The 22,333-nt window shown below is 43.8% G+C and carries 17 protein-coding genes and 2 pseudogenes; 10 read left to right on the top strand and 9 right to left on the bottom strand.

The window, feature by feature from the left end; genetic code table 11:
- Positions 1 to 91: 91 nt before the first annotated feature.
- Positions 92 to 1,090, bottom strand: a complete 999-nt coding sequence (locus VB836_RS05805; RefSeq protein WP_323218433.1) for a multicopper oxidase domain-containing protein — start codon at positions 1,088 to 1,090, stop codon at positions 92 to 94.
- Between the two features lie 105 nt (positions 1,091 to 1,195).
- Between VB836_RS05805 and VB836_RS05800 the strand changes: the two genes are divergently transcribed.
- The 3 genes from VB836_RS05800 (at position 1,196) to recA (ending at position 3,713) form a co-directional block, all read left to right on the top strand.
- Complete coding sequence (locus VB836_RS05800) at positions 1,196 to 1,765, top strand: Uma2 family endonuclease (protein ID WP_323218432.1); 570 nt, start codon at positions 1,196 to 1,198, stop codon at positions 1,763 to 1,765.
- A 14-nt stretch (positions 1,766 to 1,779) separates the two neighbouring features.
- Positions 1,780 to 2,349 (top strand): Uma2 family endonuclease, encoded by a 570-nt coding sequence (locus VB836_RS05795; protein WP_323218431.1) that lies wholly within the window; start codon positions 1,780 to 1,782, stop codon positions 2,347 to 2,349.
- 287 nt (positions 2,350 to 2,636) lie between these two features.
- A complete protein-coding gene (recA, locus tag VB836_RS05790) occupies positions 2,637 to 3,713 on the top strand; it encodes a recombinase RecA (protein WP_323218430.1) in 1,077 nt (358 codons plus the stop codon).
- A gap of 214 nt (positions 3,714 to 3,927) precedes the next feature.
- Here recA and VB836_RS05785 read toward each other — a convergent pair.
- From VB836_RS05785 to VB836_RS05765, 5 genes and pseudogenes are all read right to left on the bottom strand, one after another.
- A pseudogene (locus VB836_RS05785) lies at positions 3,928 to 8,076 on the bottom strand (response regulator); the annotation flags it as partial.
- 146 nt (positions 8,077 to 8,222) lie between these two features.
- Positions 8,223 to 11,585, bottom strand: a complete 3,363-nt coding sequence (locus VB836_RS05780; RefSeq protein WP_323218428.1) for a methyl-accepting chemotaxis protein — start codon at positions 11,583 to 11,585, stop codon at positions 8,223 to 8,225.
- Between the two features lie 239 nt (positions 11,586 to 11,824).
- On the bottom strand, positions 11,825 to 12,352 hold the full coding sequence (locus VB836_RS05775) for a chemotaxis protein CheW (RefSeq protein ID WP_046279394.1): 528 nt from the start codon (positions 12,350 to 12,352) through the stop codon (positions 11,825 to 11,827).
- Between the two features lie 11 nt (positions 12,353 to 12,363).
- Complete coding sequence (locus tag VB836_RS05770; RefSeq protein ID WP_323218427.1) at positions 12,364 to 12,729, bottom strand: response regulator transcription factor; 366 nt, start codon at positions 12,727 to 12,729, stop codon at positions 12,364 to 12,366.
- Between the two features lie 226 nt (positions 12,730 to 12,955).
- Complete coding sequence (locus VB836_RS05765; RefSeq protein ID WP_323218426.1) at positions 12,956 to 14,185, bottom strand: response regulator; 1,230 nt, start codon at positions 14,183 to 14,185, stop codon at positions 12,956 to 12,958.
- 444 nt (positions 14,186 to 14,629) lie between these two features.
- On the opposite strand from VB836_RS05765, the gene VB836_RS05760 reads away from it, so the two are divergent.
- The 3 genes from VB836_RS05760 (at position 14,630) to sipA (ending at position 17,931) form a co-directional block, all read left to right on the top strand.
- On the top strand, positions 14,630 to 15,862 hold the full coding sequence (locus tag VB836_RS05760) for an RNA-guided endonuclease InsQ/TnpB family protein (protein ID WP_323218425.1): 1,233 nt from the start codon (positions 14,630 to 14,632) through the stop codon (positions 15,860 to 15,862).
- A gap of 66 nt (positions 15,863 to 15,928) precedes the next feature.
- A complete protein-coding gene (hmpF, locus tag VB836_RS05755; protein ID WP_323218424.1) occupies positions 15,929 to 17,662 on the top strand; it encodes a pilus motility taxis protein HmpF in 1,734 nt (577 codons plus the stop codon).
- Between the two features lie 23 nt (positions 17,663 to 17,685).
- Positions 17,686 to 17,931: a regulatory protein SipA gene (gene sipA, locus VB836_RS05750; RefSeq protein WP_323218513.1), complete on the top strand. Its 246-nt coding sequence runs from the start codon at positions 17,686 to 17,688 to the stop codon at positions 17,929 to 17,931.
- Positions 17,932 to 18,138: 207 nt separating this feature from the next.
- On the opposite strand, the gene VB836_RS05745 is transcribed toward sipA, so the two are convergent.
- A complete protein-coding gene (locus tag VB836_RS05745) occupies positions 18,139 to 19,356 on the bottom strand; it encodes an RNA-guided endonuclease InsQ/TnpB family protein (RefSeq protein ID WP_323218423.1) in 1,218 nt (405 codons plus the stop codon).
- A 221-nt stretch (positions 19,357 to 19,577) separates the two neighbouring features.
- On the opposite strand from VB836_RS05745, the gene VB836_RS05740 reads away from it, so the two are divergent.
- The 4 genes and pseudogenes from VB836_RS05740 to VB836_RS05725 all read left to right on the top strand — a co-directional run bounded on the left by VB836_RS05740 (position 19,578) and on the right by VB836_RS05725 (position 21,169).
- A complete protein-coding gene (locus VB836_RS05740; protein ID WP_323218422.1) occupies positions 19,578 to 20,408 on the top strand; it encodes a thiazole synthase in 831 nt (276 codons plus the stop codon).
- 112 nt (positions 20,409 to 20,520) lie between these two features.
- Positions 20,521 to 20,694 (top strand): photosystem II assembly protein Psb34, encoded by a 174-nt coding sequence (gene psb34 / locus VB836_RS05735; RefSeq protein ID WP_323218421.1) that lies wholly within the window; start codon positions 20,521 to 20,523, stop codon positions 20,692 to 20,694.
- Positions 20,695 to 20,814: 120 nt separating this feature from the next.
- Positions 20,815 to 21,000, top strand: a pseudogene (locus VB836_RS05730) (type II toxin-antitoxin system VapC family toxin); the annotation flags it as partial.
- Positions 20,987 to 21,169, top strand: a complete 183-nt coding sequence (locus VB836_RS05725) for a hypothetical protein (RefSeq protein WP_323218420.1) — start codon at positions 20,987 to 20,989, stop codon at positions 21,167 to 21,169. The pseudogene VB836_RS05730 and the gene VB836_RS05725, both read left to right, overlap by 14 nt.
- Before the next feature lie 366 nt (positions 21,170 to 21,535).
- Here VB836_RS05725 and VB836_RS05720 read toward each other — a convergent pair whose 3' ends face one another.
- Entirely contained in the window at positions 21,536 to 21,763 is a 228-nt protein-coding gene (locus tag VB836_RS05720; RefSeq protein ID WP_323218419.1) for a type II toxin-antitoxin system HicA family toxin, read from the bottom strand.
- Positions 21,760 to 21,972, bottom strand: a complete 213-nt coding sequence (locus VB836_RS05715; RefSeq protein ID WP_046280251.1) for a type II toxin-antitoxin system HicB family antitoxin — start codon at positions 21,970 to 21,972, stop codon at positions 21,760 to 21,762. Before VB836_RS05715 ends, VB836_RS05720 begins: the two co-directional genes overlap by 4 nt.
- Between the last annotated feature and the right edge of the window lie 361 nt (positions 21,973 to 22,333).

The following is a 22,333-nucleotide window of genomic DNA, read 5'->3' as shown; positions in this document are numbered from 1 at the left end:
AAAATAACAACAATAGACTTCCAGGCTAAAATCAAATGATAAGTTTTGTCAATAAAATCTAAAAATTTTTATAAATATTTTAGAAAGACTCTCAAGTACCAATCACATCAAAATAACCCATACAGCCCATTTCTGCGATCGCATCTTGATGAGGATGAAACATATAGCGACCCGCATAAGGATAGGAAAACTCCAAAATATGACGTTCTGCGGTTCCCATTGTAATCACATCTGATTCTTCGTTGGGGGTGAGTGTACGTCCAGTGCGATAAACTTGAAACATATTAGCATGAATATGAAACGTTATCGCCGGATCAAACTCAATCATATTCAACAAATATAACCGAACTAATTGATTTTGATAAATGCGAATGGGATGATCGCGATAATAATTGGGAATGCCATTAAACGCATAAAGTTCATTTTTTTGATTATTATTAACATCAAAACCCCCCATCACCATCACCATTTCATCAGCAGCAGGACGACCTTCTGGCGGGTCAATAATAAACAGTCCATATAACCCTTTACTAATATGTCGCGTTACAGGCGCAACATGACAATGATAGGGATGAAGTCCGTAAGGTTCAGCATCAAATTCATAGATTTCTGTCTTCCCATGACGCACGGGTTTTACTCCATCCATTTCTACCGGATGAGTTCCGTGAAAGTGCATACTGTGGGAACTTCCATCTTCATTATGAAACAAAATTCGCACCCGTTCCCCTGCTTTTGCTCTTAAAGTAGGGCCTGGAACTCGCCCGTTTAAATTCCAACTTACAAAAGAAATTGCTGAGTTTAATTGTAAAGTAGAACTCTTAGCCGTTACTTCAAATTCCCGTATCGTTCGCCCCTGATCTTGTTTAAGTTTACCCCAGTCAAAATCTCGCAAAATCAGCATCGGATTAAAATTAATATCTGTCGCTTCATTTGGTTCTTCTAACGGTGGAATTTGTACCGATGAAGAACCCTTAAAACGAGAATTGAGTAGGGCTGCTGTCGCTGTCACCCCCAAGCCTGTTAAACCCCAGGTGAGAATTTGGCGACGATTCCAGCTTTTTGTATTAAAATAATGAGATAAATTTGACACAGATCGCTCCTTAGACAGTGGGCGACAACAATAACGGTTTATCTCTCATTACTTTACCATTTTTTTAAATTATTGCCATCAATTATCAACTACTGCTAACAAAAGATGACTCCTCTGATTTTAAATCTAAATACCGTTAATCTGAGCGACGAACAATTTTATCGGTTGTGTCGCGCCAACTCAGACTGGAAACTCGAACGTACACCAACCGGAGAACTTGTTATTATGTCACCCGTAGGGGGAGTTAGCGGAAACCGAGAAGCCGACTTAATTGCTTTATTGTGGTTATGGAACCGTCAAACTGGACTGGGAAAAGTGTTCAGTTCTTCGACAATTTTTCGTTTACCCAATGGCGGTAGTCGTTCTCCCGATGCGGCTTGGGTGAGTCTAGAACGTTGGGAAAGCCTCACAACCGAACAACAAGAACAGTTTCCGCCTATTTGTCCAGATTTTATCATCGAATTGCGATCGCGTACCGATCCCCTCGAACCGCTTCAAAAGAAAATGCAGGAATATCTTGATAGTGGTCTAAAATTAGGTTGGCTCGTTAACCCGCAACAGCAACAAGTCGAAATTTATCGCTCCAATCAGCCTATTGAGATTGTACAACTTCCCGCCCGTTTATCGGGAGAAAGCCTGTTACCCGGATTTGAACTCGATTTAGCCCAATTTTGACCCACTCGCTAAAGATGACTCCTCTGATTTTAAATCTAAATACCGTTAATCTGAGCGACGAACAATTTTATCGGTTGTGTCGCGCCAACTCAGACTGGAAACTCGAACGTACACCAACCGGAGAACTTGTTATTATGTCACCCGTAGGGGGAGTTAGCGGAAACCGAGAAGCCGACTTAATTGCTTTATTGTGGTTATGGAACCGTCAAACTGGACTGGGAAAAGTGTTCAGTTCTTCGACAATTTTTCGTTTACCCAATGGCGGTAGTCGTTCTCCCGATGCGGCTTGGGTGAGTCTAGAACGTTGGGAAAGCCTCACAACCGAACAACAAGAACAGTTTCCGCCTATTTGTCCAGATTTTATCATCGAATTGCGATCGCGTACCGATCCCCTCGAACCGCTTCAAAAGAAAATGCAGGAATATCTTGATAGTGGTCTAAAATTAGGTTGGCTCGTTAACCCGCAACAGCAACAAGTCGAAATTTATCGCCCCAATCAGCCTATTGAGATTGTACAACTTCCCGCCCGTTTATCTGGAGAAAGCCTGTTACCAGGATTTGAACTTGATTTAGAGCAATTTTAACCAACTCAATTTAACCCCAGCATTCCCCAACCCCCAATCCCCAACCCCCAACCCCTAAGATTGATATTGATGAAAGGATCAAATTTCGCTACAATGAGCGAACGTCAGTAAAAAACGAGTCAAGAGATCGGCGCTGTCGAAACAGACGCTATATCACATCTTGTAAATTAATCCAATGAGCGCCGAGTGAGAAGCCAGTCAAGCTGGTAAGATACGAGCATATATCCGTTTGACCCGGCTCAGTATAAAAAACCCCTACCAAAATCGTAACAATGGGATCAAAGCGAATGGCTACAAAAGTTGGCGATAACGCCGAAAAGCAAAAAGCATTAACTCAGGTTCTCAACCAAATAGAACGGAACTTCGGAAAAGGAGCAATTGTCCGTTTAGGTGATGCTCCCCGCATGAAGGTAGAAACCATTCCCAGTGGAGCATTAACCTTAGATTTAGCCCTCGGTGGGGGAATACCGAAAGGACGAGTGATTGAAATTTATGGGCCAGAAAGTTCCGGGAAAACCACTTTAGCCTTACACGCGATCGCCGAAGTCCAAAGAGCCGGAGGAGTCGCCGCCTTTGTCGATGCGGAACACGCCCTAGATCCCAGTTACGCATCCGTTTTAGGCGTGGATATTGAGAACCTGCTGGTGTCTCAACCCGATACCGGAGAAATGGCATTAGAAGTCGTCGATCAACTCGTGCGTTCAGTTGCGGTTGATATTGTCGTCATTGACTCCGTAGCCGCTTTAGTTCCCCGTGCAGAAATCGAAGGAGAAATGGGCGATGCTCACATGGGGTTACAGGCGCGTTTAATGAGCCAAGCCCTACGGAAAATTACAGGTAATATTGGTAAGTCCGGTTGTACGGTTATTTTCCTCAACCAATTGCGTCAGAAAATTGGAATTACCTACGGAAACCCCGAAACCACAACAGGCGGAAATGCGCTGAAGTTTTACTGTTCAGTTCGGCTCGATATTCGCCGCATTCAAACCTTGAAAAAAGGTACAGATGAATATGGAATTCGGGCTAAAGTTAAAGTCGCAAAAAACAAAGTTGCGCCGCCTTTCCGCATCGCTGAATTTGATATTATCTTTGGAAAAGGCATCTCAACCTTAGGCTGTTTAGTTGATTTAGCCGAAGAAACAGGCGTGATCAAACGCAAGGGTTCATGGTACAGCTTTGACAGTGATAATATTGGTCAAGGTCGAGACAAAACGATTATTTACATGGAAGAAAACCCTGAGTTTACAGCAAAAATCGAAAAGTTAGTTCGAGAAAAACTTGAGAGCGGTGCCGTCGTTTCTTCTAACTCAGTCGGACACGTTGATGATGCTGAGGATGAAGAATTTACAGGAGAAGAAGAATAAAATCAGCTCTCTCCACAAGATGTTATTCAATGATTTTATGTGTGAAGACAAGGAGTTCAAACCCCTTGTCTTTTTCTCATCTAGCTGTAACAAAACGCCAATTTTCTCTCTTTGTGTCTGGTGTGTCTTTGTGGTTTTTCTCTTCTCCCTTTCTCAAGTAATCAAGCGCTCTGAATTGAAAATAATAGTGATGTATTGAGCATCTGATTTTCAACTACGAAGTTAGAGCCATTCCTGTCGGTTTCCCAACCACTTCTCCGCGCAACATTCGTCCGGCAGCTTCGAGTAACTGTTCTTCGAGATAAGGCTTGGTAAAATACCCTCTCGCACCTAATTGATAAGCCATCTGGCGGTGTCGATCTGCACCCCGAGACGTTAACATGGCGATCGGCAAATCAATCAAAGCCGGATCTTTCTGCATCCGAGACAACAACTCTAAACCATCCATCCGAGGCATTTCAATATCACAGAAAACGAGATCACAAGGTAAACCCGACTTCAGTTTTTCCCAGGCTTCTTTACCATCTCGCGCTTCTTCCACCCGATAACCCGATTTTTCAAAGGTAATCGACAACAGACTTCGCACCGTAATCGAATCATCTACAATTAATACCGTCGGCTGAGTCTTCTGGACTTGCTGTTCAAGCGGCGTAGAAATACCCGTCGGCCAAGGACTCGGTTCTTTGCGAATCCGGCCCATCGCCAAATCAATCAGTTCTAGCACATCTGCGATCGCCACAATCTGACCATCCCCGAGAACCGTTGCACCCGCCACACCCACAGGCTTCGGCACAGGCCCTTCGAGTTGCTTAATCACAATTTCCTGTTCCGCTAACACCTGATCCACCATCACCGCCAGATAAGTCCCGGCCGATCGCAAAACAATCACCGAAATCATATCCTCTTCAGTATTCGTCCCGTAAACATTACCCCGTCCCAAATGCCGTTTATAGGTCAACAACTCTCGCAAATGACGGAAAGGCAGTAACGAACCCCGCCATTCCAAAGCCTGTTTCCCATCCGCCATCATCCGAATTTGCTCACGGGGAATATCAATCATCTCCTCAACCCCATCCATCGGGAAGGCAATCCGAGCGCGATCGCTAATACAACAGAGCGCCCGTGAAATACTCATATTCAACGGTAGACGAATCGTAAACGTCGTTCCCTTACCCAAGGTCGAATCGGTGGTAATCGTGCCTCTAATCTCATTTAAACTGGTTCTCACCACATCCATCCCCACACCCCGACCCGAAAACTCATCAACTTGGTCTTTCATACTAAAACCGGGATGAAACAGCAAATCGTAAACATCCAAGTTTGACATCAAAGCAGCACGTTCCGGTGTCACCAATCCCTTACGAATCGCCTTTTCCTTCACCTTCTCGACATCAATTCCCGCCCCATCATCAGAAATCGAAATCACCGTCTGATTCCCTTGGTGAAAGAGTTTAATGGCAATCCGACCCTTCGCAGACTTTCCGGCTGCTATCCGCACCGTTTGAGGTTCAATCCCATGAGTAATCGCATTATTAACCAAATGAATTAGAGGATCATGCAGTTTCCCTAACAACATCTTGTCAATTAAAGTATCTCGACCCTCAACATAAAGTTCAGCCTGTTTGCCACACTTAATCGAAATATCTCGCACTGGACGGGCCAAGCGATCCGCTTCTTGGGCGAAAGGTTCCATCCTCGCCTTTGTCAAACCTTCCTCAAGCTGAGTCGTCACCTGTCGCAATTGACGGCTGACTTGATCCGCCTCTTCCACCAAAAATTCAATATCAGCCGCCGACTCTCGAACCCGCACCACCAACTCAATAATTTCTTGAGACAAGGTATGAAAAGGCGTAAACCGATCCAATTCTGTTGATTCAAAATCGTCAAACAAGCGTGAAATCGGATCATCAACTCGATTTTTGTGCGGTTTCTCATCTGCACTGCGAGGACTATTCCAAACTGATTGTTTACGTCCCGACAGTAGCGAAATTTCCAACAGACTTCGCTCGTAAAAATCCTGCATCCGTTGACCCACATCACTCAACAGCGACACCTGATCGAGTAAATTATCCAAAAACTGCCGCATCCGTTCTTGATCTTGCTCCAAGCTGTTGCGGTTAACCACCAACTCACCCATCAAGTTACTGAGATTATCAAGTTGCTTGACTGGAACTTTGGCGATCGGTTCAAAAACACGAGTCTGTTTCGCTCCGTTCCGTTGTCTCATCCCCGCCCCACCCGTAGCACCAGGCCCTTCTTCACCGCCTAGTAATTTTTCGAGTTCAGCAAATTCATTATCTTCTTCAAGATCATCATCATCTTCCTCCTCATCAGAGTGTAAGTCAATCCCATCTTCTGCTTGCAATAAAGCATCAAGATCCGAAAATACACCCGAACCGTCGGAGATCAGTCCCATAGGTTCAGCATTCCCTAAATTTTGTTGACTTTCAAGAACCCCCGTATTTTGATTGAGTAATCGTTCTAAATAATCAAAGTCCTCTATCGCTGAAGTCTCCTCAGCAGTCGAAAAGTCTATTTCGCTGTCAACGGCTTGCTGATCTCGGTTGTCCGTCTCTTCCTCCAAAGAATCAAATAACTCACTAAACAAATTCTGAGAATCTTCTTGAGAAGTGGTCGTAGAGGAAGTTACCCGTCGTGAAGTCAATGGAGTCGCAGCAATAGTCGTCGTCTCTGGTATAGAATCCGAGACAGAATCCGTCTCCCCATCCCCACTCACGAGGTGTTCAAACCAGTCTGTATCATCAGATAACTGCACTGAAGAGGGAGCCGGAGCTTGTGAGAAAGACTCAACCTCCGTCTCTGAAGAAGCAAACAAATCCTCAAAACTGAGATTTTCCGCTTCTAAATCCGATTGAGAAACTGTTACATTGCCAGAAGTGAACAACGATTGAGAACGATTAACAGTTTCCCCCGCTCCAATATTGAGCAAATCATCAAAATCTGTTAGATTCAAGTCCCGACTTGATCCAGTGTTCGAGTCAGTCCGTTGTAGTTTTGAAGTCTGATTAACGGCTTGTTTATTCTTCGGATCTTGGGAAGAATGGGTTCGGTTTTGCTCCTGAGAGTCTTCACTAAATAAATCCAAAAAGTCGCGGTCAAGAGGAGTACCCGATGTCGAAGAATGAATTGAGTGATACTCTGTTGATTCAATTAACCTTTCTTCACTCCAACTCTGTTCGATAGAGTTTTCCCCTTCAAACAAATCCGCGAGACTTTTTAACTCTTCCGGTGCCATTTCCGGGCCTCTAGGCGTCGGTTTAGAAGCATCTAGAGGGGATTGAGCAGCCGACCAATTCTCTAAAAATGATAAATCAATATCCGCATCCATTGAATCAGATTGTCGGGAATTTGAGGCGGCTTGAGGAGAACTTTGAGGATTATTCCTCGCTCCCTTCGTACTGGAAGAATTAGCGGTTTCTGATGCCGTTTTTTTCGCCGAACCGCTTTTTGAACTGCGAGTTGGTAATGTTTTGTTGGTTTCCGATACCGAAGATTTAGGTAATAAATTTTTGAGATCCGCACTCACTGAAATTTTGGCTTCTCGATTTTCCAACACCAACTCTTGAGCCTGCTTAATTGCTTTAATGGTGATTGGAGCTAAAGTCGAGAAAGCATTCTGCGGATGAGCAATTGCTCGTTCAACAGTGGCGACAAACTTCGCCCAATTTGACAAATCAAAAGTTTCTCCTGCTCTAGCCAAACTCCGACAGATTTCTATCAAGGCTTTGCGGCGATCCGAATTTTCCGCTTGTTTAAACAGTTGCAGCATTTCCCGTAGTTGATCGGGAACATCGCTGCGGAAAAATAACTCTTTCGCACTATTTTCCGGGGGTTTAGTGGCGATCGCGGGTATCATCTCAAGTTTCTTGAGGTAAGCTGTAGCTGGGACTTGAGAGATGATGTTAGGCGTCGTCAGAGTGAATTCAGTCAGAAAGACTTCATTGCGTTTTGCCAGAGACTCAAGCTGATAGTTAAGGCGATCAAAGGTAGGTTCTACTTTTTTCAGTTGGCTAGCCGCCACTTCATCGGTTAACCCGTAAGGGCCGGATAAACTCTCAATCTGAGCTTTAAGTGTATCAGAAATTTCCAAAAATGAAGAAACTAACTCCTGGTCAACTTGAACTTTAGATTGAGCTTGGATTTTTTCGAGAATTTTAAAGCTATCTTCGAGGCGATGAGATGTTGTTTGAATACTCGCCAATCCTAACATCGCTGCCCCCCCTTTAACCGAGTGAGCCGCACGGTAAACTTCATAAAGCAGATCAGGATCTTCGATCGTAGACTGCAAGTTGAGCAATCCTTGTTCGATCGTATCGAGGTGATCTTGCGCTTCTTCAATAAAATATCCCAGGATGCGTTGTTGTTGTTCGGCTTGCATAATTCATCATTAAAAATAAAGGATTTAAAATTTGAGAAGTTCAGAAGTTCAAATATTTCTGTTCCCTCTTACCTCCTGCCAGATTGCCTTCTGCAAGATTGCCTATCTTCCTATTTTCGCTCAGAAGAGTCTACTCGGAATCGTTCAACAGAAGTAAGTAGATCACGAGCCACACCTACAAGATTACTCAAAGCGTTAGAGACTCGATGAGCTTCTTGAGAGGTTTCTTGAGCGCTATGTTCAACAGCCTGCATAACTTGCGCCACCGCCCGAGCCGTTTCATTTTGCTCAACGGTATCGGCCGTAATTGATCGCACCAAAACATCAATCCGGTTAGTAACTTGAATAATATCATCGAGCGATCGCTTGGCTTGTTCGGCGAGTCGCGTCCCGTCAATCACCTGTTGGTTTCCTTCTTCCATCGCCATCATTACAGAGTTCGTCTGACTCTGAATTTGCATCACGATTTGTTCAATTTCTTTAAGAGATTTTGCCGAACGATCTGCCAATTGTCGGACTTCATCAGCAACAATGGCAAAACCCCGTCCAGCTTCTCCGGCTCGTGCCGCTTCAATACTGGCGTTTAAAGCCAATAAGTTTGTCCGTGAAGCAATCTGAGAAATGATCGCGACAATTTTAGAAATTTCTTGAGAAGACTCTGCCAAGCGTTTCACCTCACGGGTGGTTTCCGCTACCGTTTCGCGAATCTTCAAAATCCCGGCTACCGTCATTTGTACAGCCTCTCCGCCTCTTGTGGCGACGGCGGCGGCTGATCGCGCCACTTCTTCGGCTTCTCGCGCACTATCAGCAACCCGTTGAATGGCATCGGTTAGGACTTGTACGGAATTGAGCGTTGCGGCTAATTCTTCAGCTTGTCGCAGGGCATCTCCGGCGACATCTTTAGCAAACGTCGCGCTATCGGTTGCCCCTTTACTCACCTGACGGGCCGCCTGTTTCACCTGAACCACGATTTCTCGCAGGTTTTGAATGGTTAAGTTAAACGAGTCAGCAACCGCGCCTAGCACGTCCGCCGTCACTTCTGCCGTTACCGTTAAGTCACCTCGAGCCGCCCCTTCTACGTCATCGAGTAAGCGAATCACTTGGCGTTGGAGATTTTCTTTAGCTTCTTCTTGTTCTTCAGCTTTGCGTTGAGCTTCGGCGGTGGTGGTTTCGATAAACTGTGCCATGTGGTTAAATTTCGCCGACATTTGACCCAACTCATCGATAGCATAAACCGTCGCTCTGGCTTTTAAGTTGTGGCGAGAGATGGCATCAAATTGATGCTGTAAATCTTTTGAGGCTTTCGACATTTGTCGCGCCGCAATATCTCCCACAGTCCAAGCACTCAAGAAGCTCGTCGCACCCGCAACGAGAGTAACGATCCAACCTGTGGTTCGTAGGGAATTCACCACCTCGCGTCTTTGATTGATAGAGGCCGTGCGTGTCATAATATTTGTCGCGGTTGCCACGAAAATCAGAGTCGCTACCCCTGTACCGATCGCAATGTAGAGAAATTTAGTTTTAAAGACTTTATTTTCCAGGAAAGCAAACGGCCCCTGTTCAACGGTGACCGAGGTTTCAACCGGATCGTCGATTTGCGAGGTAAAGGTCGTTACAACTTCTTGATCAAGAGGAACGTTAAACAGTTCATCGTTGCTAATGGCGGAATTGTCTCGCTCTAGGGCGCTGCTAGCCGTGGCAACAAAATCACTATCGACTTCTTCGTTAAAGTCCGAGGAGTCGGAAATAAACGAGGCTTCTTCTGAGCGGGAGGCTTCAAAATCTGGCAGGTTCCCCAAATCGTCAAACTCATCAAAATTATCTAGGAAGTCATTCTCATCAAGAGCCGAAGAATCTGTCGTCAGCACTTCTTCGTCGTCGGGTTCTATCTCGTCGTCGGAGAGGTGCTGCTGTTTGTCGAGATTGATCCCTTGACTGTTGGAGAACTGCAACTGCTCTCCAAAACTATCATCATCAAAAGCATCCAAGCCAAAACTGTCGGGAATCTCACTGGCATCAAACAAAGCATCGGAGTCTAAACTGCCATTCTGTGCATGGGACTGCTGAGAATGGGTTCGCTCCGACGAGAGCAATTCCTGGCTCAAGTCGTCCTCTGCGATCAAGTCTGGGTCTTCGAGCAGGTCTTGCAGTGCAAATTCCTCATTCTCATCAAACTGAAAATCATCATCAGAACCGGACGGACTCATCAGTAAGGTTTCGGCTTCGGCATCAGAAGCTTGCTGTATATCCTCCAAGCTAAACAAGTCTTCATCGAAATCTTCATCCTCTTTTTCAACTTGGGGACTATAAGATTTACCGTTGGCGTGAGCGGGTGTATTCGATGAATGTAAGTTTAAGTCGGCGGAATCTTCAAGGGATTGAAAAATATCATCTAAATCTGAGTTAAATTCATCAAGGTCTATCCCTTCTTCGTCATCGGAGTCTTCGGTAACATTCGGTGTGGGTTTTAGAGCCACTTTTGAGGCTGAAGAGCGGCCATTTTTTTCGGAATGGGGTGCTACAGGGGAATAGTTTTCGTCGTCCTCGAGATCATCGAGTTCCATCAGATCGTCTAAATCCAAGACTTCTGAAGAGGTCGCCTGTAAAAAGTTAGATTGAGGTTGATCAAAGTTGGGATTAGCCTCTTCGGCTAACAAATTTCCTGACCAGTTTTCTAGGGGTTGTAGCAACTGTTGTTCTATTTCGTCGTCGGAGTTGTATTGATCATCGAGTTGAAAGGGGTCAGATTCGAGTTGAGTGGTAATGGCTTCATCTTCGACGAGTTCTAGTTCTTCAGCTACACCGAGAGACTGATCGCTCTGAGCAAAAGGATTGTCAGCCAGAGGGTTGTGATCGTCGTCGTCTTCTTCATCTGTGAGTGAGTTTGGCAAATTACCGATGTCAGTAAACTCATCTAACTGCCCATCATTACTGAGGTCTTCTAAACCGAAGTCGGGTTCTGAGAGGTCAATTTCTTCTAAAGAGAGTTCTTCTAATTCCTCTAAATTCATCTCGGAGTCGAGCAGGGGTTCTGAGTGGTCAGCAAAGTCGTCTAAGTCTACATCAGAAACCCCCGTTTCCATCATCTCTTCTAAGTCTAGTCGGGTTTCGGCGGTTCCGATGTCATCATCATCATCATCGTTGAGATCCACGCCTAACCCGAGATCTCCACTGATGGCATAGGCGGCTGAGTCGGCTAGATACTGTTCAGCCATCTCCATTGATGCTTGAGCTTGTTCGAGCAGTTCGGCATCATCGGTCAGATCAAGAACGGCGAGATACTGTTCTCGAGCAACATCGTACTGCTGCAACCCGTAACCGTAGATGTGACCGCACAGCAAGCGAGCGGATGGATCATCGGGATAATCTTCAACTAACCGATAGACTAAAGCGGCTGCTTCTTCATAATTTCCTTGTGTGTAAGCGGCTTCTGTTTGTTGATACTCTTGCAGGAAGTCTGTACTTGCTGGCATTGCCTATTCCCCTTTCCGTTTTTTCTAGTTCTTTATGGTTTATGGCTTAGTTTTTTAGCGTCTCAAATTTAGTCTTTATTATTTATTTGGAGTTCGGGAGTTTGAAAGCAGTGAGCTGCTGAGTGCCTATCTGGGATTTTTAGATTCCAAAGGGGTTGTACGGGGTCAAAGTTGAGAACGGGTTGCTTGAGAGCCTGGGACTTAAATTTTGGACTTTTTAAAGGTTGAACATTTAACGCTTAAGCAGCTCCCCATCGAGCCGATCGCACAATAGCAATTTGATCGAGTAATCGCAGGGGTTCTTCTGCATCACCCATTTGACATTCTCCTTTGATAAACGGTGCCATACTGTCTGGGAGTTGAGTCGGCATTTTCATCTGTTCGACATCTAGCCACACAATGTCACTGATGGCTTCTACCGCTAAACCCAAGATCGTATCTTGATCTTCTACGGCAATCACAGGAATCTCTGTGCGATCTGTATCTAAAGGGATTTGATCTCCGAGAAATTGACCCAGATCCGCCACCCAAACGACTCGACCCCTGATATTGAGTGTTCCTAAGAGTAAGGGGGAAACGTTTGGGATAGGAGTCATCCGATCCGGAGATTGGGATAGCACTTCTTTAATCCCAATGGCGGACAATGCCAGTTCCATGCCCGAAGGAAGATAAAATCGCAGATGGGGTTCTCCTTCTGGAGTCTCTAGTTCTTGGAACTCAGGACTGTCTGGACTCTGCCCGGTTAAAAAGTCAGGATTACCGACCATAGTACCAATATTCAACCTCGCAGTAATTGTTTGACGGTTCCCACCAGTTCTGTCGGTTGAAAAGGCTTGGCAATATAAGCATCAGCCCCTTGTTTCATTCCCCAATAGCGATCAAATTCTTCGCCCTTAGAAGAACACATCACGACTGCAATGTTCTGGGTTTTGGGGTCAGACTTCAAACGCCGACACAACTCGTATCCATTCATGCGAGGCATAACAATGTCAAGAACCACTAAATCCGGACAATGTTTCTCCACCTCTTCTAAGGCTTGAACACCGTCACTTGCCACCTTTACGTCTAAGCCACTCTCTTTGAGGAGATCACAAATCATCTGCCGTTGTGTGACACTGTCTTCTACAACCATAACTGTACTCATACTGTCTGACTGAATTTCTGGGTTTAGGGTTAACGGACGGTAATGGAGAAGCCCGAGAGAGTGTATCCGATCAGTTGAGGTCGTCCTCGGACAAGGAAGGCACTCCGGTTTCAGACCAAACGGTTAATTGCAACTGCGCTTGAAGAATACTCTAATATAGTATTGTTTGATTCAAGTATACCCAAATTCCTTGGTAATTTTAAGTTTAAAAGGATCGGCATATATCTTATTGATCGAAGATATCGTTGATTTCCGAAGCTAACAACCGCTCTGATGGTAGCCGATTCGGATCTCCAAGGCCGACATAGGTTTCAACTAATGTCAATAATTCACTTTCCCCAAACGGTTTGGTTAGATAGTCTGTGGCTCGTACCATTCTGGCTCGTAGTCGGTCAACGAATCCATCGATCCCCGTTAACATCACGATCGGTGTTTGGCGAAAGGCAGTGGAATTCCGCAGCATTGCACAGATTTCATAGCCATTGAGTTCGGGCATGGCAATATCACATAAAATCAAATCAGGTTTAAGCTGAAAAACCCAACTGAGTGCTTTCAGGGGATGACTGATTGCTGTCGCTTCATAACCCTGCCGATTGAGAATTAATTCTACCGTTTCTCGAATCACAATGTCATCATCAATACATACAATTCGGGGAACTTTTGTTGGGATAGCGAGCTTATTTTGAGCCGGAGATTCACCGTTTGACGTGGGATTTAACAACTGCACAAACCCCTGTTGCACAAAGGGATACATCGCTTTAGTCACGGTGACAATATCTCGATTTAAATAGCGGGCTATTTGACGAAAACTGGTTTGACCATCTGCCCAACGGTTGAGGGTTTCAAAAGCATTGGGACGTAATGTGCGTTGCAACTTCTGTGGATCTGGAATTAAAGGGCATTGATTGGGGGATTGAATATGGGGATGAAAGGTTTTCCACTCTTGAACTTGTTTCATAATTTTTGCCAAGAGCGAACTGATTTCTAAGGTGGTTAACTGCGGGGCCAACGGTGGCCCAATCTCAAAGATAAACGAACCCTGGTGCAAACTCAGCAAATCAAACAGGGTTTCATAAACCATTCCATGAATAATGCTGCGGGCCTGAGGTGGGGTGATTAGATTTTTTTCTAACAACGCCCACAGGTAGCCGTATTCAGGAGCATTAACCGATGCAATCGAGGGAACTTCAATCTGATCAAGGGCTTTATCAGCTTGAAAACGACGTAGGTAGTCGCGCAAGCGTGACAAACTATCCTCGCTCTGACCTGCATAGATAATGCGACCATTAAAGCAGAAGACTAACCAGCACGGTCCCCCAAAGTGAGGACGACGCTTACCGCCCGTTGTGCCGGACGTTGGGCTATAAGCCTCTACCATGAGTTCTCCGGTTCGCTGACCTAGCTCAATCAGTTGCAGGATACTGCGGATATCAATCTCACTTAAAGAGCCTTGCATGCAGCAAGTGGCCTCCTGATCACCGTTGAATTCTATGTACATCCTCTCACACCAACCCCGATGGAATTAGTGTAAACTCCGCCTATTCCTGTGGACGGTTCAAAGGGTTGTGACTGATCATTTTCTGATTCCGCCGAGCGAGAGCCTGCTAATCAACCGAGAAACTTTATCATTCTAACTATTGTAGGCAGTTACAGCCTGACTCGCTCAGACAATCACTCGATTCGTCAACGCAATTTGATAAGATTTCAAGATGTATTCCAGAGGAAATCTTCTCTGGTAATTGGTGGTAGAGTAAAATTGAGCAGGGACACGTATATCGATCCACGATTGAGACCGAATCATTTCTGTCTGTCGATTTTACCGAAAAAATGGCTTGAAAGCCCCGTCCTTCTAGGACGGCTTTTATGTTATCATGTTTTGCGTAGATGTTTCCCACGTAAAATGCTCGTTTTAGAATTTAAGGCTAAAGGGAAAACAACTCAATACACAGCGATTGATCAGGCAATCAGGACGGCTCAATTTGTCCGCAACAAGAGTATCCGTTTTTGGATGGATAATCAAGGCGTTGGACAGAAAGAGTTATACCGTCTGAGTAAATCTCTCAGAGATGAGTTTCCCTTTGTCAAAGCTTTGAATTCTAGTGCTTGCCAAGCTTCTGTTGAACGTGCCTACAGTTCCATTTCTCGGTTTTATGACAACTGCAAGAAGTCGGTTCCCGGTAGAAAAGGATATCCAAAGTTTAAGAAAAATTCTCGTTCAGTGGAATATAAAACCTCTGGGTGGAAGCTATCTCCAACCCGGAAACAAATCAGTTTCACCGATAAAAAAGGTATTGGTAAGCTCAAACTTAAAGGGACGTGGGATTTAAACTTCTACCAATTAGAACAGATAAAAAGAGTTAGGGTAGTTCGTCGTGCTGACGGCTATTATGTTCAATTCTTAATTAGTGCAGAGAACCAAGTAGAAACACAACGCCACTTACTACAACTCTGGGAACCAGAGCAACGTAGTGGCTCACCAACGGGTAAAACAATTGGTTTAGATGTTGGACTCAAAGAGTTTTACACGGATAGCAATGGGCATAGTGAACCCAACCCTAAATTTTATCGAACAGGAGAAAAGCGATTAAAGCTTTATCAAAAGCGCATTTCTCGCAAAAAAATTGGCTCTGCCAACCGGAAAAAAGCCATTAATAAATTAGGGCGAGTACATCTCAAAATAAGTAGGCAACGTCAAGAACACGCTAAGAGGGTAGCGCGTTGCGTAATCCAATCTAACGATTTGGTAGCCTATGAAGATTTGAGAATTAAAAACTTAGTTAAAAATCCTTGTCTCGCCAAGTCTATCAATGATGCAGGTTGGTATCAATTCAGAAAATGGTTGGAGTATTTCGGGGTAAAGTTTGGCAGGATAACTGTTGCAGTCAATCCTGCTTATACCTCTCAAGAATGCTCTAATTGTGGTGCGATAGTCAAGAAATCTCTATCAACAAGAACTCATGTTTGTGAATGTGGGTTTGTTTTAGATAGAGACTGGAACGCTGCCATCAACATTCTGAAAATAGCCTTGAGTACCGTAGGGCATACGGGAACTTGGATCTTAGATCCGAAAGCTTCAGGAGATTCGACCTCTACTCATGTGGGAGCAATCCTGTCAGAGCAAGTTGAGTCGTAGAATGAAGAATCCCCACGCCTAAAGGGCTGGGGAGTGTCAATTAAACACCTCACGAGGACGATCACCGTGCTGTATTTAGCGGAAGTACAAAAGCAGAGAAGCTTTGGTTTGGGAGGCGGTCGAGCTGAACTCAAATTGCTGGCCTGTCAGCGAGGTGAGAACAACTGGACTGCTGTTACAGGTGATGAGGTGATACCCGCCGAGGATGCCAATAACTTCAAGGACGGTGCCTTAGTCCTCGTAGACCTTAATAGCAGCAAGCACGTTCAACGCATTCAAGATGCCGCTCGACAGCTCGTTAGCATTCTTCAAGATTTCTCTCGCTTACAAGAAAAGTTTAAAACTCAACAAGAAGAAATCGAACAGTGGAAAGAGTCTCTCACTTATCAAAGTCAAGAACTCAATCGCCGCGAGATGGAAATGGAGGCTCAACGGGAGCAACTCGAACAGCTTGAAGAAGAATTTGAACGCCTCGAACAGCAACGTCAAGAAATAGAATCTGCACGACAACAAGGAGAACGACTCCGCTCGGAGTTGGATCAATCCCAAGCTGAAATTGAACAAACTCGCCAACAACTCCAACAACAGATCCGGCAACTTGAAGATCAACAAGCTGGCTTAAAATCCGCTCCCGCTCTCAGTCAAGAACAATCACAACAGCTTCAATCTTTACTGGCTCAACTGTCTACTCCCGTTGCTCTTGATGCCTTACAAAGACAACTTGAACAAGCAACGGATCGCCTAGAAGCTGGACAATCAACTTTACAACATCATTGGCAACAACTACAAGAAAAACAAACTTCTGCCGAGCAATTACAAGACCAAGTTGATGCCACTCGTCAATCTCTACAAACTCAGTGGCAAAATTGGTATGAATCTCAAGATGATTTGACTCAATTGAAATCTAATCTCCAAGGTGAATATACTCAATTAACGGCTAAACAAGAATTGGCTGAAACTTGGCAAACTCAACTCCAAAATCGACAAACTTTATTAAGTCAATTGGAAAAATTAGCCGCTCAGTTTGATGAGACTCAAAGTGTAGGGGTGGTTATTAATGTATCGGCTTTAGAAGCGATGCCTATCGAAAAACTTAAAGAGGAAGTTGATAAACTTCAACAAGAATGGGATCGCTGGTTTCGCATGGTCAAAGAACAGGAAGACGAGTTGAAATACAAACGAGAAGACATCGAGCAACTTCAACAACAATTAGTACAAGCCAGCGATGGAGAACGTTCTCGTCTTGAAAGCGAACTCACCGATGAAAACGATGCCTATGATATGTTAAATCGCACCATTGGCGGTCAGCGTCGCACCCTCAGAGAGCGAGAAGCGATTCTGATTCAGCATCAGGCTGTATTATTAAAACGTCAAGGTTTGCCTGCCAATGTTAATCCAGATGGCCTGGTTAATTTTGAGCGGGTTCTCTCCAGTTTGAATGCTCAACACCAAGATCAACAGCAAAAATTAGAGGTTCTTGAAGCTGAAATTTCTCAAATTCAAACCGCAATTCAACAACTAGAAGAAACGGTGAACCGTCAAACCGATGAACAACAACAAAAACGTCAACAATTAGAAGCAGAAGAACACAGTTGGCGCGAACAATATCAAGCGGTTTCTCAACTCTGGGGAACGGTGAGTTTGTATCAACAAATGCTGCAACCTCTTCAAAACAATTGGAATGAACTTAAACAACAAGTTGAAACCACAACAACCGAGTTAAATCAACTCGAACACACTCGTCAGCAACAGTCGCAAAAAATTGAACAATTACAGCAAATTGTTTCTCATTTAACCTGAATTAAAATTTAATGACAATACCGATGGAACCCGAGTTTGAAATTTATCAAAAAGTTAGAATGATTGGTATTCCTCCCTACGTTAAAACGGCTGACCCCATGCCGATGTTACGTCCCTCCAATGTGATTAAACTGGGAGAAGAAGGGATTATTCTTGATAGGCGTCCGGGCGGATATTGGGGCGTTCGTTTTGAAAAGGGAGCGTTTTTAATTGATAGTCAATATCTCGAAGCCGTTGACGCACCTGAACCGAACTCCTCTGAGGAATAATTATTTGATGAAATTGCCAGCCATTTTCAGTCAGGAGTCACCCCTGTAGCGGAGGGTTCAGTCAAGAGGTCTGTTTTCCCTCAAACAACCTCAATAAACCCGCCCCGAATTTTCAAGGTCTCCTGAGATTTTAATTTATGATAGTTGACACTCCCCCGCCAAGCTACGCGCTCGACGGCGGATTCTTGTTTCACAGAAGAATGCTTTTTAGTGCAAACACGCTTCGAGTCTTACTTCTTCTCCACAAGCTTGAATTTCTGTGTGTCCCACAGTATTTGTTGACAGTATTCTTATCCCTTCTTCCCTGATGTTTTTCGCTGCGTTTTCATCTCTATCATGATGGGTTTGGCAATTTGGACAAACCCATTCACGAATACTTAAATTTAACGAATCGTTTTTGAATTTGCAGCAATTACAAAGCTTTGTACTCGGAAAAAATCTGTCAACTTCAATCAATCTTCCCCCCTCCCGATCTTGTTTGTAGTTCAGGAAATTTACTAACATTCCAAAACCAGCATCTAACACAGATTTTGCTAATTTAGTACGTGCCAATCCTTTAACGCAAAGGTTTTCCACTACAATGACTTGGTTTTCGTCAACTAACTTTCTGGAGATTTTATGGAGGAAGTCAAGTCTTGTATTTGCTATCTTTTCATGAACCTTAGCAACTCTTTTAACTTGTTTATGGCGATTATTGGAACCCTTTTTCTTTCTAGATAATGCTTGCTGTCTCCTTTTTAATCGTTTGGCATATTTTCTAGTGGGTTTAATTGGATCAACTTGAGTGTAAGTTTCACCATCAAAAACCGTGACTAAACTCGTTAACCCTAAATCAATTCCTGATATTTTTCCTGTTTTATTAAGGATTAAATCATCAGTTTCAAACAAAATCGCAGCAAAATATTTATCTGTACTTGTTTTTGAAACCGTAACAGATTTAATTTTGCTGCTAATTGTTTTGGGGAACTTGGCTTTAACAATCCCTATCTTAGGAAGTTTGACGCCATTGCCTTTAATTGAACAACTTTCAGGATAACGAATTGATTGCTTATTCTGCTTGTTTTTGAATTTAGGAAATCTGGCTCGGTGAGCAAAAAAGTTCTTAAAAGCCGATTCTAAATTCTTTAATGATTGTTGTAATGTGGCAGCAGTAGCATCTTGCAGAAATGAGTAATCAGGTAACTTTTTAAGTTGGGTTAAGTCTTTTGCCATCTCGCAATAACTTAGCCCTTTTCCTGTTTCTTTGTACTGAGTGTTAGTTTTCTCCAGATAAAAATTCCATACCATACGGCAACAACCAAAGTTCTTAGCTAAAGCTGTTTGCTGTTCTTTGTTTGGGTATAGTCTTACCTTGAGAACATCTAACATTTTTGCCACACATTGATAAGCTTCTGGTAAGATAACATTTAATGTTGTTTGTTGCAAGTTTATTTGATCTTAAAAATATGTTGAGCATCAGGCAACTCCAAATTCAGTCGTGATTCATCTCACCGCCAAGAGTCGCGCTGTGGCGGGAGTCCTCTCACGACATTTAAGATAGAGAAACTGGGTTAATATTTTTAGTCACAATCATTCAGGCAAAATCGTACAATAAGAACTAGATGAAAAATCAACATCTACTGGAAAAATAAAGGAAACGCTTCAAAATGCAAACACTCGATAAACCCCTGCAACAACAAGATATAGATAAGCCGTTAACTATAGCCGGAAAAAGCTTTAACTCTCGCCTGATGACCGGAACGGGCAAATATCGTACCCTAGAAGAAATGCAGCAAAGCATCCTCGCCAGTGGATGTGAAATTGTCACTGTAGCGGTACGACGAGTTCAAACTCAAGCCCCCGGACATGAAGGACTCGCAGAAGCCATTGACTGGACGAAAATTTGGATGCTTCCCAATACCGCAGGCTGTCAAAATGCAGAAGACGCTATTCGGGTTGCACGGTTGGGACGAGAGATGGCAAAATTATTAGGACAGGAAGATAACAATTTTGTCAAGTTAGAAGTGATTCCTGATGCCAAATACCTCTTACCTGATCCCTTTGGCACCTTAGAAGCCGCAGAACAACTTGTGAAAGAAGGCTTTGCGGTACTTCCCTATATTAACGCTGATCCGTTACTCGCCAAACGTTTAGAAGAAGTTGGCTGTGCGACAGTCATGCCTTTGGGTTCTCCCATTGGTTCAGGACAAGGAATTAAAAACGCTGCTAATATTCAGATTATCATCGATAATGCGAAAGTTCCCGTCGTTGTTGATGCGGGTATTGGCACCCCCAGCGAAGCAGCTTCAGCGATGGAAATGGGGGCGGATGCGTTACTGATTAATTCAGCGATCGCTCTAGCCGGACAGCCTGCTATGATGGCGAAAGCGATGGGAATGGCAACTCAAGCAGGTCGTTTGGCTTATCTGTCGGGGCGTATTCCCATTAAAAATTATGCCACAGCTTCTTCTCCTGTGACCGGAACGATTAGTTCTTGAGTTCTCAGAGGTTCCCTGCCCTGGGGAACCTGTAATTCCTCCTGAAGTTATTTAACTATTGGCAAATTTTTGTTACTCTAGATTGAATAAGATAAAACGAGGACGTTAATTTATGCCTTATACAACCGAAGAGGGTGGACGCCTAAATAATTTTGCAGTTGAACCCAAAGTTTATACTGCTGAACCTCCGAACAAAAATCAAGTCCGCAATTATATCATTTTAGGATCTTTAGGCGCAGCTTTAGTAGTGGGTTTAATTGTTGTAGCTGTTGGAGTTTCGGGTTAAAAAAGAGAAGATTTTTTAACATCGTTATTTAATTGAATTAGGCGTTCATAATTTATCCAGGTGTTTGAAAGTTCAGATACCTGGTTTGTGTTATTGATAGAAAAACCTCAATCCGCTAATGATGCACTGCATATTGCGATCGCTAGAGTTTATGGTTTAGATTATCTATTAACGTGGAATTGTAAGCATATTGCTAATGCTCAGATTCAGAAAAAACTATCGCAAATTAGCGTTGATGCTGGATATGATCTACCAATACTTTGTACACCTTATGAGTTAATGGGAGAGACTGATGTGGAAGGATAGTGTTCTTGAAGAAATTCATAAAATTCGAGAAGAATATGCTCAATCTTTCAATTATGATTTACAGGCAATTTGTGATTATTTGCGAAAAAAGCAAGCTGAAAGTGGAAGGAAAATAATATCCAAGCCACTTAAACCCCGCAGCCAAAAATCTGAGAAAGTTCAACAATAATAGAACCCTTTTAGGGGGGACTGAGGGGGGTTAAACTTAGAAGAACCTCTCCCCCAACCCCTCTCCTACGAGGCGAGGGGAGTATTTTTTTTGATTAATAAGTATATCAAAATATTAATTACTCCTCCTTCCCTTGCAGGGAAGGGGGTTGGGGGGTTAGGTCATCAAATTTAATTTAGGGTCGAGAATGAAACAGCCCTGCTGGGGACTCAAGGGGGGTTAATTTTCTTCCCTCCTTTCAGGGGGGACTGAGGGGGGTTAAACTTAGAAGAACCTCTCCCCCAACCCCTCTCCTACGAGGCGAGGGGAGTTCAATAATTCACTCACTTAATTTCATCCAAAGAAATAGTTTCTGTTAGCATTTGATTAGCGATCTTCGAGCATCTCCTCAACAGTCATCTTATTAATATCGCTGGCAATTTTTTTTAGCAAGGTTGGTGAAATATCTTGTCCTTTGTGAAAAGGTACGGTTGTTCCTCGACCATCCTCATGGCGGAATTGCTTATGTGAACCTTTCTGGCGAACTTCAACAAATCCCAATTTTTCTAATATGCGAACAACTTCTTGAGGTTTCAGAATTGGAATATTGCTCATGCTGAATGAATGATAATTTGTTGTGTACCAACAAACTGAGTCTCAAAGGTAACATCTTCTTCGAGTAGCATCTCAATCACTTCTGTTAAATTCTCTTGAAGTTCATCAAGGGTTTTTCCTTGAGAATGGGCGCCAGGAAAACCGGGAACATAACCGACATAAAGTTGGGTGTCAGGGTCTTTTTCTACAATTGCTGTAAATGTTTTCATTGGGTTAACGTCAATTTAGATATTTATTTAAAGCCAAAGCCGTGCTAACTGCAATTATAATGAGTCTCGGCTGAACCTGGGACTGTTGATAAATGGCGAGGGGGGTCAACTTTCTTCCCTCCTTTTAGGGGGGACCCAGGGGGGTTAACTTTCTTCCCTGCTTTTAGGGTGGACCCAGGGCAGGGCCGTTTCGTTCTAACCCGAAAACTTGATTTGTGGGGAGGTGGGGAGGTAGGGAGGTGGGGAGATGGGGGGAATTTTTATTAACAAAAAGCTATTTTTCATCGGAAAAAAATCCTCTCCCCACCACCCCATCACCCCATCACCCCATCAACCCCGGCAATTTTTAACTGAGAATGAA

The sequence above is a fragment of the Limnoraphis robusta BA-68 BA1 genome (genome assembly GCF_034932365.1).
GTDB classification, from domain to species: domain Bacteria; phylum Cyanobacteriota; class Cyanobacteriia; order Cyanobacteriales; family Microcoleaceae; genus Capilliphycus; species Capilliphycus robustus.
This window is presented reverse-complemented; position numbering and strand designations above follow the sequence as displayed.